Genomic DNA, 17,903 nt, shown 5'->3' on the forward strand with positions numbered 1-17,903 from the left:
CATCAGCCCGCTGACATGGCACAGCCGATGATCATCAATCGTTTCGGCGAGGTCGCGGCGCGTCACGGTGATCGTCCGGCCCTGCTCGGTGAGACCCACGAGGTCGATTACACCGAGTTGGCCGGGATGGCCGGGGGACACGCGGCCGCGCTCGTCGCCGCCGGCGTCCGACCCGGTGACCGCGTCGCCCTGCTCACCGCGCACGGCGTTCCGACCGTCGCGGCGCTGCTCGGCGCCCTCGCCGCGGGATGCGCGTACGTGCCGCTGGACCCGGGCTTCCCGGTCGACCGGCTGCGCCACATGCTCGCCGCCGCCGGGGTCACCGCCCTCGCCTGCGGCGCCGAGCACCGCGAACTGGCCCGGGACCTCGCCGACGGGCGGACCGTGGTGCCGCTGGACCAGGTGCCGCCCGCCCCGCTGCGGCCCGTCCCGGTCGACCCGGACGCGTTGGCGTACGTGCTGTTCACCTCCGGCTCCACCGGGGTGCCGAAGGCCGTCGGGCAGACCCACCGCAACCTGGCGCACGTCGTCGACAACCAGATCGCCGCGCTGGCGATCGGCCCGGCCGACCGGCTCAGCCTGCTCGCCTCGTTCAGCTTCGACGCCGCCATCCCCGACCTCTACCCGGCGCTGCTCACCGGCGCCGCGGTGGTCCCGGTCGACCTGCGCCGGCAGGGGCTCGGCCACGCCGTCGCGCAGCTCGACCGGCACCGGGCCACCGTGCTGCACTGCACGCCCACCGTCTACCGCTACCTGCTCGACACCCTGGGCGAACGGCGCCTCGACGCGGTCCGCGTGGTGCTGCTCGGCGGCGAGCAGGCCACGTACGCCGACGCCGTCCGCGGCCGGGACCGGTTCGCCACCGACTGCCGGCTGGTCAACGGCTACGGCGCCACCGAGATGACCTTCGTGGCCCGGCACGTGCTGTCGCTGTCCACCGTGGACCCGGCCGCCACCGGCCCGCTGCCGATCGGCACCGCGTTCCCCGGCTACCAGGTCGACCTGGCCCCGGACACCGGCGAGCTGGTGGTCCGCAGCCGGCACCTCGCCCCCGGCTACCTCAACCAGGACAGCGACCGGTTCACCGTGGACGCCGACGGGGTGCGGTCCTACCGCACCGGCGACCTCGGCCGGCGGCTGCCCGGCGGCGAACTGGTCTGCCTCGGCCGGCTCGACCGGCAGGTCAAGGTGCGCGGGCACCGGGTCGAGCTGACCGAGATCGAGGCGGTGCTCGCCGCCCAGCCCGGCGTGGCCGGCGTGCGCGCCATCGCCCGCGACGGCGAACTGCTGGCGTACGCCCGCCCGGCCGGCGACCGCCCCGACCCCGCCGCGCTGCGCGCCGCGCTCGCCGCCGCGCTGCCCGGGTACGCGCTGCCCCGCGCGGTCGTGCTGCTCGACGAGTTCCCGCTCACCGTCACCGGCAAGGTCGACGAGCGGGCGCTGCCCGACCCGGCGGCCGAGGTGCCGGCCGGGGAGGCGCCCGCCACCGACACCGAGCGGGCGGTGCACGACATCTGGTGCGCCGTGCTCGGCCGCCCGGCGGTCGGCCGCGCCGACAGCTTCTTCGACGTCGGCGGGCAGTCCCTGCTGCTGGGCCAGGTGCAGCAGCGGCTCGCCGACCGGTTCGGCGTACGCCTGCCCCTGCTGCGCCTCTTCGACCACCCCACGGTGGCCGCCCAGGCGGCGCTGCTCGACGCCCCGCCCGAGGCGGTCCGCGCTCCGGTGCTGCCCGCGCCCGCCGCGCCGGCCGCCGCGGCCCGCGAGTACACCGGCGACGAGATCGCCGTGGTCGGCCTCGCCGGTCGCTTCCCCGGCGCGCCGGACGTGGCGACCTTCTGGTGGAACCTGTGCACCGGGGTCGACTCCATCCACGAGCACACCGACGAGGAACTGGCCGCCCTCGGCGTCGGGCCGGGGCTGCGCGCGGACCCCCGGCACGTGCGGGCCGTCGGCCGGCTCGACGGGGTCGCCGACTTCGACGCCGAGTTCTTCTCCTTCGCCGCCGACGAGGCCGCCCGGACCGACCCGCAGCACCGGCTCTTCCTGGAGACCGCCTGGGAGGCCCTGGAGGACGCCGGGCACGACCCGGAGCGCTTCCCCGGCCTGGTCGGGGTCTACTCGGCCACCTCCGCCAACCGGTACTTCCTGTTCCACCTCATGGACAACCCGGCCGTGGTCGGCGACGTCGACCCGGACGACTGGGAGGCCCGGCTGATCGGCCGGCAGTTCACCGACCACCTGCCCGGGCAGGTCGCCTACCGGCTCGGGCTCACCGGGCCCGCCCTGGCCGTGCAGAGCGCCTGCTCCAGCTCGCTGGTCGCGGTCTGCCTGGCCGCGCAGAGCCTCGCCGACTACCAGTGCGACCTCGCCCTGGCCGGCGGGGTGACCGTCACCTGGCCCCGGCACCGGCACGTCCCGGGCGGGCTCGCCTCCCCGGACGGCCGGTGCCGCGCCTTCGACGAGGGCGCCAACGGCTCCGGCTTCGGCTCCGGCACCGGAGCGGTCGCGCTGCGCCGGCTCGCCGACGCGCAGGCCGACGGCGACCGGATCTACGCCGTCCTGCCCGGCTGGGCGGTCACCAACGACGGCGCGGACCGCGCCGGCTTCGCCGTGCCCGGCCCGGCCGGGCAGGCCGCCGCGGTGGCCAACGCGCTGGCCACCGCCGAGGTCGCACCCGGCGAGGTCGGCCTGGTCGAGGGGCACGGCAGCGGCACGCCGCTCGGCGACGCCATCGAGGTCGCCGCGCTGCACGAGGTGTACGCCGGCGCCGCCCCCGCCGAGAGCTGCGCGCTCGGCTCGGTGAAGACCAACATCGGCCACCTCGACGCGGCCGCCGGGATCGCCGGGCTGATCAAGGCGGTGCTGGCCGTCCGGCACGGGGTGATCCCGCCGAACCTGCACTTCACCCGCCCGCACCCGGAGATCGACCTGGCCGCCGGCCCGTTCTACGTGCCCACCAAGGCCCGGGACTGGCCCGAGGGGCCGCGCCGGGTGGCCGGGGTCAGCGCCTTCGGCCTCGGCGGCACCAACGCGCACGTCGTGGTGGAGCAGCCGCCGCCGGCCGACCCGGCCGACCCGCCCGCCGGACCCTGGCTGCTGCCGGTGTCGGCGCGTACCCCGGCGGCGCTGCGGGCCGCGCTGGCCCGGCTGCGGGCCCACCTCGGCGGCGACGCCCCCGCGCTGCCCGAGGTGGCCGCCACCCTGGCGCTCGGTCGGCGGGCCTTCCCCCACCGGGCCGCGGTGGTCGCCGCCGACCTGCCCGGCGCGCTGGCCGGACTGGACGCGCTGCTGGACACCGACGCCCGGGTCGCGGGCGAGGGTGGCCCGCTGCGCGAGCTGGCGGCCGACTGGGTCGCCGGGCGGGACGTCGACTGGGACGCCCTGCACCCCGAGGGCACGGTCCGGCGCACCGGCCTGCCCACCTATCCGTTCCAGCGCCAGCGGTACTGGATCGACCCCGTCCAGAAAGGTCCGCGGTGAACTGGTTCGTCTCCGCCGGAAGCCGACCCCAGGCGCCGGTGCGGTTGTTCTGCCTGCCCTACGCAGGTGCCGGCGCGAGCGCGTTCCGGCGCTGGCAGGAGGGGATCGGTCCGGACGTCGAGGTGCTGCCGGTGCAGCTGCCCGGCCGGGAGAACCGGATCAACGAGGATCCGCGCTTCGACGTCGCCGAGGTGGCCGAGGCCGTCGCCGCCCGGGCCGACCGCCCGTACGCCCTCTACGGCCACTCGATGGGCGGCCGGCTCGGCTTCGAGGTGGTCCGGGAGCTGCGCCGGACCGGCCGGCCCCTGCCGCTGCGGCTCTACGTCGGCGGCGCCCGCGCCCCGCACGTCACCGCGCCCGGCCCCTTCGACGGGCTGTCCCGCGCCGACGACGACGAACTGCTGCGCCGCCTCGGCGACGGCGGCGGCCTCCCCGCCGAGCTGTTCGACCACCCGGAGCTGGTGGAGCTGCTGCTGCCGCTGCTGCGGGCCGACTTCGGCCGGGTGGACGGCTACCGGTACGTGCCCGGCGAGCCGCTGCCGCTGCCGATCGTCGCGTTCAGCGGTCGGGACGACCGGGCGGTCACCCGCGAGCAGACCGCCGCCTGGGCCGAGCACACCGCCGCCGGGTTCGCCCTGCACGAGCTGGCCGGCGGCCACTTCTTCCTGCACGACCGGCTCCCCGAGCTGCTCGCGCTGATCCGCGCCGACCTGACCGCGGCGCTCGTTGGCCAGACCACCCGCACCGGCGCGCCGGCCGCGGGTACGGACCTGGTGCGCGCCGCCGGCCGCGGGACCGCCGGCGGCTCGCACCGGGTGCCGCTCGGCGCCACGGCCTGGTCGGTGTGGCGCGACGCCATCCTGCGCACCACCGGCTTCCCGGCCGACGGCCTGGGCCTGTTCGCCGCGCCCCGGGCCGCCGCGGCGGCCGACGAGTTGCTGGCCACCGGCACCGGCGAGGACCGGTACGACAAGGAGTTCGACGAGGCGGTCCGCGCCAGTGCCCAGCGGCTCAGCGAGCTGGCCGCCGACCCGCTGCTGCGGGAGGCGATCACCTGGCAGAACCGGGGTGCCCTGGTCGCGCTGGACGGCCTGGCCCGCGGCGGCGTCGACGCGGCCCGCAACGTGCGACGCCGGGACCGGGAGCGGGCACTGCTCAAGTACTGGCAGCGCTACGGCGGCAAGAACGAGACCGTCGGCTTCTTCGGCCCGAGCTGCTGGGTGACCGTCGACCCCGATCAGCCGGAGACCGCCCGGATCCGCCCCGGCGCCGGGCTGACCCGCCGGCGCTGGGTCTGGTTCGAGTCCTGGGCGCTGGCCGCGTACGCCGAGCGGATCGGCGCCGACCTGGCCGTCCGCCGGTGGTGGCCGCCGGTGCTGCGCCCGCACCTCGCGGTTCGGGACCGGACCGTGCTGCGCCCCGGCCGGCCCCCGCTGGCGCTGACCCCGGTGGAGGCGGCCCTGCTCGCCGCCGCCGACGGTCACCGCTGCGCCGCCGACCTGGTGGCCGACCCGGCCATCGGGCTGCGCCGCCCCGAGGACGGGTACGCCCTGCTCGACCGGCTGGTGGAGCGGGAGCTGATCACCTGGGACGCGGCGCTGCCGGTCAGCCCGGACGCCGAGCGGGTGCTGGGTGACCGGATCGGGGCGATCGGCGACGAGGCCGCCCGGAGCGCCGCGCGGGCCGGGTTCGACCGGCTCCGCGCCGCCCGGGACGCGGTGGCCGAGGCGGCCGGCGACCCGGTGCGGCTGCGCCCCGCCCTGGAGACCCTCGACGCCACCTTCACCGAGCTGACCGGCGTCCCGGCCGTCCGCCGGGCCGGCCAGATGTACGCCGGCCGGACCATCTGCTACGAGGACACCGCCCGCGACCTGGACGTGGTCTTCGGCGCGCCGCTGCTGGCCGAGCTGGCCGCCCCGCTGGACGTGCTGCTGCGCGCCGCCCGCTGGATGGCGAACGCCCTGGCCGAGGCGTACGACGAGGTGTTCCGCGGGCTCTACGAGGAGCTGCGCGCGGAGGCCGGCGACGGCCCGGTCGCCCTGGCGGACCTGTGGTTCCTGGCCCAGGGCCTGTTCTGGGGCGGGGGCGAACGGCCGGTCGACACGGTCGCCGCCGACTTCGCCGCCCGCTGGGCCGGGCTGTTCGGGCTGGACGCGCTGCCGCCCGGCACCACCGACGTGCGGCTGCGGGTGGCCGACCTGGCCGATCGGATCGACGCGGTCTTCCCCGGCGCCCGGCCGACCTGGTCCAACGCCGTGATGCACAGCCCCGACCTGCAGATCTGCGCCACCGACGCGGCGGCGCTGGCCCGGGGCGAGTACACCGTGGTGCTCGGCGAGCTGCACGCCGCCTGGTCCTCGTTCGACTGCGCGGTGTTCACCCCGTCCCACCCGGAGGTGGAGCGGCTGCGCGCCGCGCTGGCCGAGGACATGGGCGAGCGGCGGGTCCGGCTGCTCTTCCCCACCGAGTGGCCGCGCCGGACCAGCCGCACCGCCGAGTCGCTGACCGGGCCGACCGACCGGCACCTGGCCTTCCAGGACGCGCCGGGCGGGGACCCGGCCCGGGTGCTGCCCACCGTGGACCTCACCGTCAGCGAGGTCGACGGGCGGCTCGTCGCCACCGCCTCCGACGGGCAGCGGTGGCCGCTCGCCGAGGTCTTCGCCGAGCCGCTCAGCGCGCACGCGGTGGACGGCTTCAAGCTGGTCGCCGCCGCGCCGTACACGCCGCGGATCACGCTGGACCGGCTGGTGGTGGCCCGGCAGACCTGGCGGACCACGGTGGGGGAGAGCGGCCTGGCCCAGGCCACCGGCGAGCGGCAGCGCTTCCTGGCCGTGCGGGACTGGCGGCGCCGGCTCGGCCTGCCCGAGCAGGTCTACGTCAAGCTCGGCACCGAGACCAAGCCGTGCTTCGTGGACCTTTCCAGCCCGGCCTTCGCCAACATGTTCTGCGCCATGGTCCGGGCCGCCCGGGTCGACGGCGGCGACGACGCCTCGCTCACCGTCAGCGAGATGCTCCCGACCACGGACCAGGCCTGGGTGCCCGACGGCGCCGGCCGCCGCTACTTCAGCGAGCTGCGCCTGCACATCGTGGACACCCCGGGGACGGAGAACCGATGAGCCACCTGCTGCCACTGGGGGAGACCGGCTGGTCGGTCTGGCGGGACGTGGTGTTGCGCACCGCCGGGTTCCCGGCGGAGGGGCTCGACCGGTTCGGCGCGCCGGAGGCGGCCGCCGTCGCCGACGCGGTGCTGACCGGCGCGAGCTACCCGGACCTGCTCGACAAGGTGCTGCGCGAGGCGTTCGCCGACTCGTCCGCCGTCGTGAACGAGCTCGCCGCCGACCCGCTGCTGCGGGAGGCGGTCACCTGGCAGAACCCGGACATGCTCGTCGCGCTCGACGGCCTGCTGCGCACCGATCCCGAGGTGCGCAACGTACGCCGGCGCAAGCGCGAACTGAGCCTGCTGCGCTACTGGCAGCGGTACTGCGGCAAGGCGGAGACGATCGGCTTCTTCGGGCCGGTCTGCTGGGGAACCCTCGATCCCGAGGAGCCGGCTGTCCGGTTGTCGCCCGGCCCGTCGCTGGTCGACCGGCGGCACGTGTTCTTCGAGGCATGGGCGCTGATCGCGTACGCCGACCGGCTGGGTGACGACCTGGCGGTGCGCCGCTGGTGGGCTCCTGCGCGGCAACCGCACCTGACCGTCGAGGGGCGCCAGCTGCGCTGGCCACTGCACCCGCCGATCGCGCTGACCCCGACCGAGGCCCGGCTGCTCTCCGCCTGCGACGGGCGGACCCCCGCGATCGAGCTGGCGGAGCGGATGCACGCCGACGGCGAGGTGCACGGCGTCGACGACGTCTACCTGCTGCTCGATCGGTGGGTCGATCGCGGCCAGCTCATCTGGGGCGCCAACCTGCCGGTCAGCCCCGACGCCGAGCGGGTGCTCGCCGAGCGGATCGCGCTCATCGGCGACGAGGGTGTCCGGGCCGAGGTGGCCGCCGGCTTCGACCGGCTCCGCGCGGCCCGCGACGCGGTCGCCGCGGCCGCCGGCGACCCGGACCGGCTCGGCGTCGCCCTGGCCGCGCTGAACACCGAGTTCACGGCGGTGACCGGCCGCCCGGCCACCCGCCAGAGCGGCCAGATGTACGTCGGCCGCACCGTCTGCTACGAGGAGACGGCCCGGGACCTCGAGTTCACCGTCGGCTCGGCGGTCCTGGACGCGCTGGCCGCCCCGCTGGCGCTCGTGCTGCAGACCGCCCGATGGTTCACCGGGGAGGTCGCCGCCCGATGCGCCGACCTCTTCGCCGAGCTGCACGACGAGCTGGCCGCGGACGGCCCGGTGCGGCTGGCCGACCTCTGGTCGCTGGCCCAGGGGACGCTGGTCGCACCGGACGGCCCGATCGGCCGGGCCGGTGCCGCCTTCACCGAGCGGTGGGCGGAACTGTTCGGCCTGCGCGACCTGCCCGCCGACCAGGCGGAGCTGCTGCTGCGCGCCGAAGACCTGGCCGAGCGGGTCCGGCAGCTTTTCCCCGCGGAGCGCCCCGGCTGGCCGTCGGCCCGGCTGCACAACCCGGACGTCCAGCTCAGCGCGGCCTCGCCGGAGGCGATCCGACGGGGGGAGTTCCTGCTCGTTCTCGGCGAGCTGCATCCGGCCCATGTCGCCTACGACAGCGCCGTGTTCAGCCCGTTCCACCCCGACCCGGCGGCGCTGCGGGCCGCCGGTGACGCCGACCTCGGCCCCGCCCGGCTGCGGCTGCTCTGGCCGGACAGCTACCCCCGGCGGACCACCCGCACCACGTACGGGCTGACCGGACCCGCGGACCGCCAGCTCGGCATCGACACCGCCCACGGCGCGGACCCCGACCAGCTGGTGCCGGCCACCGCGGCCACAGTGGAGGGCTCCGCCGGCCAGCTGGTCGCGGTCTTCCCCGACGGCGGACGCTGGCCGCTGATGGAGGTCTTCGCCAGCCTGCTCGACTCGCTGCTGATTGACGCCTTCAAGCTGCTCGACCCGGCTCCGCACACGCCCCGGATCACCATCGACCGGCTGGTGGTGGCCCGCCGCACCTGGCGGAGCACGGCGGGCGCGTGCGGCCTCGCCGGGCACGCCGACGAGACGGCCCGCTACCTCGCCGTACGCCGGTGGCGGGCGGCCGCCGGCCTGCCCGAGCGGGTGTTCGTCAAGGTGGGCACCGAGATCAAGCCCTGCTACGTCGACCTGACCGGCCCGCTGTACGCGCAGTCGCTCTGCGCCATGGTCGACGCCGCCCACCGGACCGGCCCGGACGTCCCGATCGTGGTCTCCGAGCTGCTGCCCGCCCCGGCCCGGTCGTGGGTCACCGACGCGCAGGGCCGTGGCTACGTCAGCGAACTCCGCCTCCAGATCACCGACCCAGCCGAGCACCGGGGAGACCACGGGTGACCGACATCCTGACCGTCAGCGCCGCGTACGGGGCGGACCTGCCCTGGCCGGACGCCACCCTGGCCGACCTGGTCGCCGCGCAGGCCGCCCGCACTCCCGACGCGGTGGCGGTACGACAGTGGGACACCCGGCTCACCTACCGGCAGCTCGTCGACCGGGCGGCCGGGGTGGCCGCCGCCCTGCGCGAGCGCGGCGCCGGCCCCGGCGACCGGGTCGGGGTGTGCGGCGCGCGTACCCCCGACCTGGTGGTCACCGTGCTCGGTGTGCTGCTGGCCGGCGCCGCGTACGTGCCGCTGGAGCCGGGCGGCCCCCGCGAGCGGCTGCGCGAGATCGCCCGGGACGCCGGGGTGCGGGTGGTCGTCGGCGACGCCGCGGCGGCCGAGTTCGGCGACGAGCCGGGCGTCAAAGCGGTCGGGCTGCCCGGCCCGGCCCCGCTGGCGCCCTGCCCGGCGCGTCCCGGCGACCCGGCGTACGTGCTGTTCACCTCCGGCTCCACCGGCCGGCCCAAGGGGGTGCTCACCACCCACCGCAACGCGGTCGAGTTCGTCACCGGGGTCGCCGCGCTGACCGGCGCCGACGCCTCGGTACGCAGCCTCGGCATCGCCTCGCTCGGCTTCGACGCGGCCACCATGGACCTGTTCGTGCCGCTGCTGCTCGGCGGCGCGGTGCAACTGCTCGGCGCCGACGACCGGGGCGACCCCGTCCGGCTGGCCCGGTTCGTCGCCGCGCACGAGGTGACCTGGGGCTTCATCACCCCGACCGTGCTCGCCCTGCTCGACCCGGCGGAGCTGCCGTCCTGGCGGATGCTGCTCTGCGGCGGCGAGGCCGTCCCGGCCGAGCTGGTCGCCCGCTGGGCCCCCGGCCGGCGGTTCCTCAACGGCTACGGCCCCACGGAGACCACCGTGCTGGCGGTCAGCGGCGACCTCACCGCCGCCGACACCGACCCGGTGCCGATCGGCCTGCCCCTGCCCAACCACCGGGCGTACGTGGTGGACGCCGACCTGCGTCCGGTGCCGCCGGGGGAGACCGGCGAGCTGCTGATCGGCGGCCCCGGCCTGGCCGACGGCTACCTCAACCGTCCCGGGCTGACCGCCGAGCGGTTCGTTCCCGACCCGTTCGACGACCGGCCCGGGGAGCGGCTCTACCGCACCGGCGACCTGGTCCGGCAGGCGCCGGACGGCCGGATCGTCTACCTCGGCCGGGCCGACCGGCAAATCAAGGTCCGCGGCCAGCGGATCGAGCTGGGCGAGGTCGAGGCCGTGCTGGCCGGGCACCCCGGCGTCGACGGGGTCGCCGTGGAGGCCGTGCCCGGTCCGGCCGGCACCGAGCTGGTCGCCTTCCTCACCCCCGCCGACGCGCCCGGCGACGAGGCGCTGCGGGCGTACGCCGGGGCCCGGCTGACCACCGCGATGCTGCCGGCCCGGACGGTGCGGCTGGCCGCGCTGCCGGTCAGCGCGACCAGCGGCAAGCTGGACCGGCCGGCGCTGCGCGCCCTCGCCACGACCGCCCCGGAAGCGGCGGACGAGGTCGACGGCGGGGATCCGGTGGAGGCGGCGGTCCGGCGGCTCTGGATCCGGCTGCTCGGCGCCAACCCCGGCCCGGACAGCGACTTCCTGGCCGCCGGCGGCAACTCCATCGCGGCCATGCGGCTGGTCGCCGCGCTCCGCGCCGAGCTGGGCCGGCGGGTCGACACCCGGGTGCTGTTCACCGACCGCACCTTCGGCGCGCTGGTCGACCGGGTGCGGGCCGCCGCGCCCGCCGACGGCGACCGGCTGACCACCGGCAACCCGCCCACCCTCTCCCCGCCGCAGCGGCGGCTCTGGTTCATGGACCAGCTCGCCCCGTCGAGCGCGCCGTACAACATCGCGGTCGCGCACCGGCTGCGCGGACCGCTGGACACCGCCGCGCTCGGCGCCGCCCTGCGCGCTGTGGCCGAGCGGCACGACGTGTTGCGCTGGCGGATCCCGCAGACCGGCGGGGTGCCGTACGCGGTCCGCGAGGAGCCGACCGACGTGGCCGTGCCGGTGGTCGACCTGACCGGCGCCGCCGACGCCGAGGCGGAGCTGGCCAGCATGCTCGCGGCCGGCGCCGGGCACTCGTTCGACCTGGCCACCGGGCCGCCCTGGCAGGTGACCGTCTACCGGCTCGCCGCCGACACCCACGTGCTGGCCCTGACCGTGCACCACGCGGTCTTCGACGGCTGGTCCGAGGCGCTGCTCTACGACGAGCTGGCCGGCGCGTACGCCTGGGCGGTCGCCGGTGACCCGCCGGCCCGGCCGCCGCTGCCCGTCACGTACGCCGACTACGCGGTCTGGCGGGCGGAGCGGGACAGTCGCCGGGGCGCGGCCGACCTGGCCTGGTGGACCGAGCACCTGGCCGGCGCGCCGACCGTGCTGGACCTGCCCCGGGACCGGCCCCGCCCGGCGGTGCAGACCTACGCCGGCGTCGAGGCCGCGGTGCGGCTCACCGAGGCGGCCGACCGGGCCGTGCGCGAGCTGGCCGCCCGGCGCGGCACCACCGTGGCGGCCGTGCTGCTGGCCGGCTTCGGCGAGCTGCTGCGCCGGCTCACCGGCGCTGACGACCACGTGCTCGGCGCGATCGTCGCCGACCGGCGGCTGGCCGCCTTCGACGACGTCATCGGCTTCTTCATCGACACCGTGCCGGTGCGGGTCCGCGCCGGCGGGGCGACCTTCGCCGGGCTGGTGGACCGGTGCGCCACCGAGCTGCACGCGGTCACCGAGCATCCCGGTGCGCCGCTGGAACGGATCGTCGAGGCGCTCGGCGTCGGCCGGGACACCTCCCGCGCTCCGCTCGTGCAGGTGCTGTTCAACGTGCTCAACTTCGTCCCGCCCCGGCTCGCGCTGACCGGCCTGACCGTCGAGGCGGTGCCGGTGCCGAAGCCCGGCTCGCCCTTCGACATCACCGTCTACGTGGTGGAACGCGACGGCCGGGCCGGCGTCGAGGTGGTGCACAACCCGGACCTGTTCGAGGCCGCCCGGATCGAGGCGCTCCTGGCCGACCTGGCCGCCCTGGTCGGCGCGCTCGCGGCCGACCCGGACACGCCCGCCGACCAGGTCGCGACCGAGCTGCCCCGCCCGGCGGTGCGGGTGGCGGCGCTCGGCGCGATGACCGTGGCCGCCGCCGAGCCGGCCCGGGCCCCGCTGCCCACCGGGCCGGACGCGCTCACCGCCACCGAGGAGCTGATCGCCGGCATCTGGCGGGAGGTGCTCGGCCGGGACCGGGTCGGCGTCGCCGACAACTTCTTCGACATCGGCGGCCACTCAATGGCTCTCGCCGCGGTGCACGCCCGGCTCACCGAGGCCACCGGCCGCTCCCTGACCATGCTCGACCTGTTCCGCCACCCGACCGTGCGGGCCCTCGCCGCCAGCCTCGACGGCGCCGCCGACCGGCCGGAACTGGCCCGGGCCGCGATGCGGGCGGCCGCCCGGCGTGGCCGCGCCCGCCGTACCCCACCCCGACGACCGAACCAGCCGTGACCCGTCACCCTCCCCGACGTACCGCGTGAGCTAAGGACAACCCCGATGCAGAACGACATCCCCACCACCGACGACGGCATCGACCCGATCGCGATCGTCGGGCTCGCCGCCCGCCTACCCGGCGCGGCCGACGTCGACGAGTTCTGGCGCAACCTGGTCGACGGCGTCGAGTCGGTGACCGTGCTGACCCGCGAGGAGCAGCTCGCCCGCGGCGCCACCCCGGAGGAGGTCGACGACCCCGGCTGGGTGAGCCGGGCCCCGCTGGTCGACGGCTACGACGAGTTCGACGCCGGCCTGTTCGGGATGACCGCCCGCGAGGCCGAGATCACCGACCCGCAGCACCGCCTCTTCCTGGAGACCTGCTACACCGCGCTCCAGGACGGCGGCTACGACCCGGCGCGCTACGACGGCGCGGTCGGCGTCTACGCCGGCACCGGCGGCAACACCTACCTGCACCGCAACGTGCTGCGCAACAAGCGGGTCGGCGGCAGCCCGCACGGCGCGGTCTCCCTCGCCACCGGCAACTCCCCGAACTACGTGGCCACCAACGTCTCCTACCGGCTGGACCTGCGCGGGCCCAGCCTGACGGTGCACACCGCCTGCTCGACCTCGCTGGTGGCGTTCCACCTCGCCTGCGAGGCGCTGCGCAACGGCGAGTGCGACATGGCCCTGGCCGGCGGGGTCAACATCGAGCTGCCGCACGTCGGCTACCTCGGCATGGACGGCTTCACCTCGCCGGACGGGCGCTGCCGCCCGTTCGACGCCGGAGCCAACGGCACGGTCTGGGGCAGCGGTGTCGGGGTCACCCTGCTCAAGCGCCTCTCCGACGCGATCGCCGACGGCGACACCATCCGCGCCGTGGTGCTCGGCAACGCGATCAACAACGACGGCGCCGGCAAGGTCGGTTTCACCGCCCCCAGCATCGACGGGCAGATGGAGGCGGTCGCCCAGGCGGTCGGCCTGGCCGGCATCGACCCGCGCACCATCAGCTACGTCGAGGCGCACGGCACCGGCACCGCGCTCGGCGACCCGATCGAGGTCGCCGCCCTCTCCGCGGTGTACACCAAGGACACCGACGACCGGGGCTGGTGCGGCATCGGCTCGGTGAAGTCCAACATCGGGCACCTCAGCCAGCCCTCCGGCATCGTCAGCGTGATCAAGACGGTGCTGGCCATGGAGCACGGCCTGATCCCGCCGACCATCAACTACGAGACCCCGAACCCGGCCATCGACTTCGCCGACACCCCGTTCTACGTGGCGAACACGCTGACCAAGTGGGACACCGACGGCGGGCCGCGCCGCGCCGGGGTCAGCTCGTTCGGCATCGGCGGCACCAACGCGCACGTGGTGCTGGAGGAGGCACCGGCCGCGTACCGGACCGAGCGGCGGGTCCGCCCCGCGCACCTGCTCCAGGTCTCGGCGAAGACCCCGACCGCGCTGGACACCGCGGTCAGGCGGCTCGCCGACCACCTGGAGAACGGCAGCGGAGGCGGCACGGAACTGCTCGCCGACGTCGCGCACACCCTGCGGGTCGGCCGCCAGCAGTACGCGCACCGCGCCGCCGTGGTCGCCACCGACCTGCCGTCGGCGGCGGTCGCCCTGCGGGACAAGCGCAAGGCACACCGGGGCGTCCTCGACGGTCCCGCCCCGCGGGTCGCCTTCCTGTTCAGCGGCCAGGGTTCGCAGTACGCCGGCATGGGCGCCGAGCGGTACGCCGAGGACCCGGCCTTCGCGGCCACCGTGGACGAGTGCGCCGAGCTGCTCCGCCCCGAGCTGGGCCTGGACATCCGGGACCTGATCCTCGGTCGCGACCCGGAGGCGGGGGAGAAGCTCACCCAGACCCGCTACACCCAGCCCGCGCTGTTCACCGTCGAGTACGCCCTCGCCACCGCCTGGCAGCGGGCCGGGGTCGCCCCGGCCGCGATGCTCGGCCACTCCATCGGCGAGTACGTCGCCGCCACCGTGGCCGGCGTGCTCACCCTCCCCGACGCGCTGCGGGTGGTCGCGGCCCGGGGCCGGCTCATGCAGTCGCTGCCGGCCGGCTCGATGCTCGCCGTGACGCTGGACGAGTCGGCGGTCGCCGAACGGCTGCCCGAGGGGCTGTCGGTGGCCACCGTCAACGGCCCGGGCACCTGCGTGGTGGCCGGCGAGACCGCGCTGGTCGAGGAGTTCGCCGCGAGCCTGGGCGGCAAGAACAAGTCCAAGCTGCTGCGCACCTCGCACGCCTTCCACTCGCCGATGATGGACCCGATCCTCGACGAGTTCACCGCGCTGATGGCGAGCGTGCCGCTGCGCCCGCCGGCCGTGCCGTTCCTGTCCAACGTGACCGGCACCTGGATCACCGCGGCGGAGGCCACCGACCCGGCGTACTGGGCGGCGCACCTGCGCCGGCTGGTCCGCTTCGGCGCCTGCGTGGCCACACTGCTCGCCGAGGGCACCTGGGCGCTGGTCGAGTGCGGCCCGGGCCGACAGCTCGCCAACCTGGCCCGGATGCAGGTCGCCAAGGCGTCCGAGGCGCAGCGGAAGCTGACCCCGCTGGGCAGCCTGCCCGGGCCGGGCGAGCCGATCGGCGACCTGGCCACCCTGCTCGGCAGCGCCGGCGCGCTCTGGTGCGCCGGGGTGCCGGTGACCCTGGCCGTCGACCCCGACGCCCGGCGGGTGCCGCTGCCCACCTACCCCTTCGAGCGGCGCCGCTACTGGGTCGATCCGGACCCGGTGGAGCAGGCGGCGGCCCCGGTCGAGACCGGGCCCCGGCCCCTGCCGGAGTGGTTCGCGGTGCCGGTGTGGCGGCAGGCCGCCCCGGCGCGGACCGTCGTCCCGCTGGGCCGGTGCCTCGTGCTGGCCGACGGCCCGCGCGGGGACGCGCTCGTCGCCGCGCTGCGCGCCGCCGGCGACGACCCGGTCGAGGTACGCGCCGGCGACGCCTTCGCCGCCACCGCCACCGGCTTCCGGCTGCGCCCCGGCGTCCGCGAGGACCACGAGGCCCTGGTCGCCGCGCTCGGCGCCGACCTGCCCCGCCGGATCGTGCACGCGTACGCCCTCGACGGCGAGCCGGCCGGGACCGACATCGCCGCCGCCTGGGCCGCCCAGGACCGGGGCTTCTTCAGCGCCCTGCACCTGGTGCAGGCCCTCGCCGGGGCCGGGCTGACCGCCGACGAGGAGGGGATCCGCCTCGACCTGGTCACCGCCGGCATCGGCGACGTGCGCGGCGACGACCTGCTCCGGCCGGAGCACGCCACCCTGGCGGGCCTGGCCCGGGTGCTCCCGGTCGAGCTGCCCGGGCTCACCGTCCGGCTGGTCGACGCGGACACCGCCGCGCGCGGGGTCGCCCCGCTCGCGGCCGAGCTGCGCGGCCCGGTCGACCCGGAGCACCCGGAGGTGGCGCTGCGCCGCGACCGGCGCTGGGTGGCCGGCTACGAGCAGGTCACCGTGGACGCCGAGGACTCGCCCGGCGTGCTGCGCGAGACGGGCCGTTACCTGATCACCGGCGGTCTCGGCGGCGTCGGCGTCACCCTGGCCGAGGACTTCGCCCGCCGGGCCCGCGCCAAGCTGGTCCTGCTGGCCCGCTCCGGCCTGCCCGAGCGGGACCGGTGGGACGAGCACCTGGCGGTGCACGGCGGCGCCGACCGGGCCGGCCGGGCCATCGCCGCGATCCGCCGGATGGAGGCGGCCGGGGCCGAGGTGCTGGTGCTCGCCGCCGACGTCACCGACCCCGACGACCTGCGCCGCGTACGCGAGGCGGCGGTCTCCCGGTTCGGCGGCCTGGACGGCATCGTGCACGCCGCCGGCCTGCCCGGCGGCGGCATGGCCGAGATCAAGGAGCGGGCCGAGGCGGAGCGGGTGCTCGCCCCGAAGCTCGCCGGCACCCTCGCCCTGGCCCAGGTCTTCGGCGACCTGCCGCTGGACTTCGTGGCGCTCTGCTCCTCGATCACCGCGGTGATCGGCGGCTTCGGCCAGGTCGACTACTGCGCGGCGAACACCTTCCTGGACGCCTGGGCGCGTGCCGGCGCCGGCTTCCGCGCCCCGGTGGTCTCGCAGAACTGGGGCGGCTGGGCCGAGGTCGGCATGGCCGTGGAGACCAACGCGCCGGCCGCCTTCCGGGCCGCCGGGCGGGACACCGTCACCGGCCCGGTGGACCACCCGGTGCTCACCACCAGGGTGACCGGCCCGGACGGCACGGTGCTGCACGGCCTGGTCTCCGCCAGCACCCACTGGCTGCTGGACGAGCACCGGATCGGCGGGGTGCCGGTGGTGCCCGGCACCGCCCACCTGGAGTCGGTGCGGGCCGCGGTGACCGCCGCGCTGCCCGCCCCGGCGCCGGACGCCACCGTGGAACTGCGGGACGTGGTCTTCCTGGAGCCGTTCTCGGTGCCGGACGGCACGGTCGCCCAGTACCGGGTGGAGCTGACCCCGGCCGAGGACGGAATGGACTTCACCGTGGCCAGCCTGGCCGCCGGCCAGCTCCGCACCCACGTGCGCGGCGCCGCCGGCTGGACCACCGAGCCCGCACCGCCGGCCGGGACGCCCGCCGTCGCCGGCCGCCGGGTCGACGACGACGCCTCGTTCGGCCGGGGCCGCACCAGCATGCTCACCTTCGGCCCCCGCTGGGCCGCCCTGGCCGAGCACCACCTGGCCGACGGGGAGGAGCTGGCCCGGGTCGTGGCGCCCGCCGCCGCGCTGGGCGACCTGCCCTCGTGGGGCCTGCACCCGGCGCTGCTGGACGTGGCCACCGCGTTCGGTCGCGGCCAGGGCGCCGGCACCTACCTGCCGCTGTCGTACGGCCGGATCGTGGTGCGCGGGGCGCTGCCGGCGACCTTCCACAGCCACCTGCGGCACCGGCCCAGCGCCACCGAGGAGGTGGTGGCGGCCGACCTGTCGCTGCGCGACACCGAGGGCCGGGAGCTGGTCGCGATCAGCGACTTCGTGCTGCGCAAGGTGGACCAGGGCGCCGTGACCGGCGGCCTGGCCGACACCCCGACCGCCGCCGAGCCGGCGCCGGCCCCGGTCACCGAGGACATCCGGCCGGTCGACGGGGCCGAGGCGTTCCGCCGCAGCCTCACCGCCGGCCTGGGCGCGCAGGTGGTCATCACCACCCGCACCGTCGCCGACATCCGGCGACGCGCGGCCCGGGTGACCACGGACAGCCTGGAAGCGGAGACCGACGCACCGGCCACCCTGGCGGCCGGCACGGGCGGCGGCTCGGCCGCCCCCTCCACCGAGCTGGAGAAGACCATCGCCCAGGTGTGGCGGGACGGCCTCGGCGTGACCGAGGTCGGCGTGGACGACGACTTCTTCGCCCTCGGCGGCAACTCGCTGGTCGCGGTGCAGTTGATCGCCGCGATGCGCAAGGCCACCGGGGTGCGGCTGCCCATGCGCAGCCTCTTCGAGACCCCCACGGTCGCCGGGCTGGCCGCCCGGATCGAGGAGCTGCGGTCCAGCCAGCCCGCCGACGAACCGGCCGCGCCGGCGGCGATCCCGGCCATCCCGCGGCTGCCCCGCGCCTGACCACG

General features: G+C 76.7%; 5 protein-coding genes. All 5 read left to right on the forward strand.

The genetic code is table 11. The annotated features are described in order from the left end of the window. The first annotated feature begins 15 nt into the window (after positions 1-15). Genes ACFYPD_RS30945 through ACFYPD_RS30965 form a run of 5 tightly spaced genes read left to right on the forward strand, consistent with a single transcriptional unit; the run spans position 16 to position 17,898 of the window. Positions 16-3,480: an AMP-binding protein gene (locus ACFYPD_RS30945; protein ID WP_387121255.1), complete on the forward strand. Its 3,465-nt coding sequence runs from the start codon at positions 16-18 to the stop codon at positions 3,478-3,480. Beyond that, entirely contained in the window at positions 3,477-6,596 is a 3,120-nt protein-coding gene (locus ACFYPD_RS30950; RefSeq protein WP_387121258.1) for a thioesterase domain-containing protein, read from the forward strand. Before ACFYPD_RS30945 ends, ACFYPD_RS30950 begins: the two co-directional genes overlap by 4 nt. Then, positions 6,593-8,896 (forward strand): lantibiotic dehydratase, encoded by a 2,304-nt coding sequence (locus tag ACFYPD_RS30955; protein ID WP_387121261.1) that lies wholly within the window; start codon positions 6,593-6,595, stop codon positions 8,894-8,896. Before ACFYPD_RS30950 ends, ACFYPD_RS30955 begins: the two co-directional genes overlap by 4 nt. Continuing rightward, complete coding sequence (locus ACFYPD_RS30960; protein ID WP_387121264.1) at positions 8,893-12,393, forward strand: amino acid adenylation domain-containing protein; 3,501 nt, start codon at positions 8,893-8,895, stop codon at positions 12,391-12,393. Before ACFYPD_RS30955 ends, ACFYPD_RS30960 begins: the two co-directional genes overlap by 4 nt. Before the next feature lie 45 nt (positions 12,394-12,438). Further along, positions 12,439-17,898, forward strand: coding sequence for an SDR family NAD(P)-dependent oxidoreductase (locus tag ACFYPD_RS30965; RefSeq protein ID WP_387121266.1), 5,460 nt, complete (start codon positions 12,439-12,441; stop codon positions 17,896-17,898). The last annotated feature ends 5 nt before the right edge of the window (positions 17,899-17,903 follow it).

It is taken from the genome of Micromonospora sp. NPDC005299, assembly GCF_042872345.1.
Taxonomy (GTDB): domain Bacteria; phylum Actinomycetota; class Actinomycetes; order Mycobacteriales; family Micromonosporaceae; genus Micromonospora.

What these genes read in the sequence shown, in the direction of transcription:
- ACFYPD_RS30945 (WP_387121255.1), top strand. Translation starts at nt 16, where the DNA reads ATGGCACAGCCGATGATCATCAATCGTTTCGGCGAGGTCGCGGCGCGT.
- ACFYPD_RS30955 (WP_387121261.1), top strand. Translation starts at nt 6,593, where the DNA reads ATGAGCCACCTGCTGCCACTGGGGGAGACCGGCTGGTCGGTCTGGCGG.
- ACFYPD_RS30965 (WP_387121266.1), top strand. Translation starts at nt 12,439, where the DNA reads ATGCAGAACGACATCCCCACCACCGACGACGGCATCGACCCGATCGCG.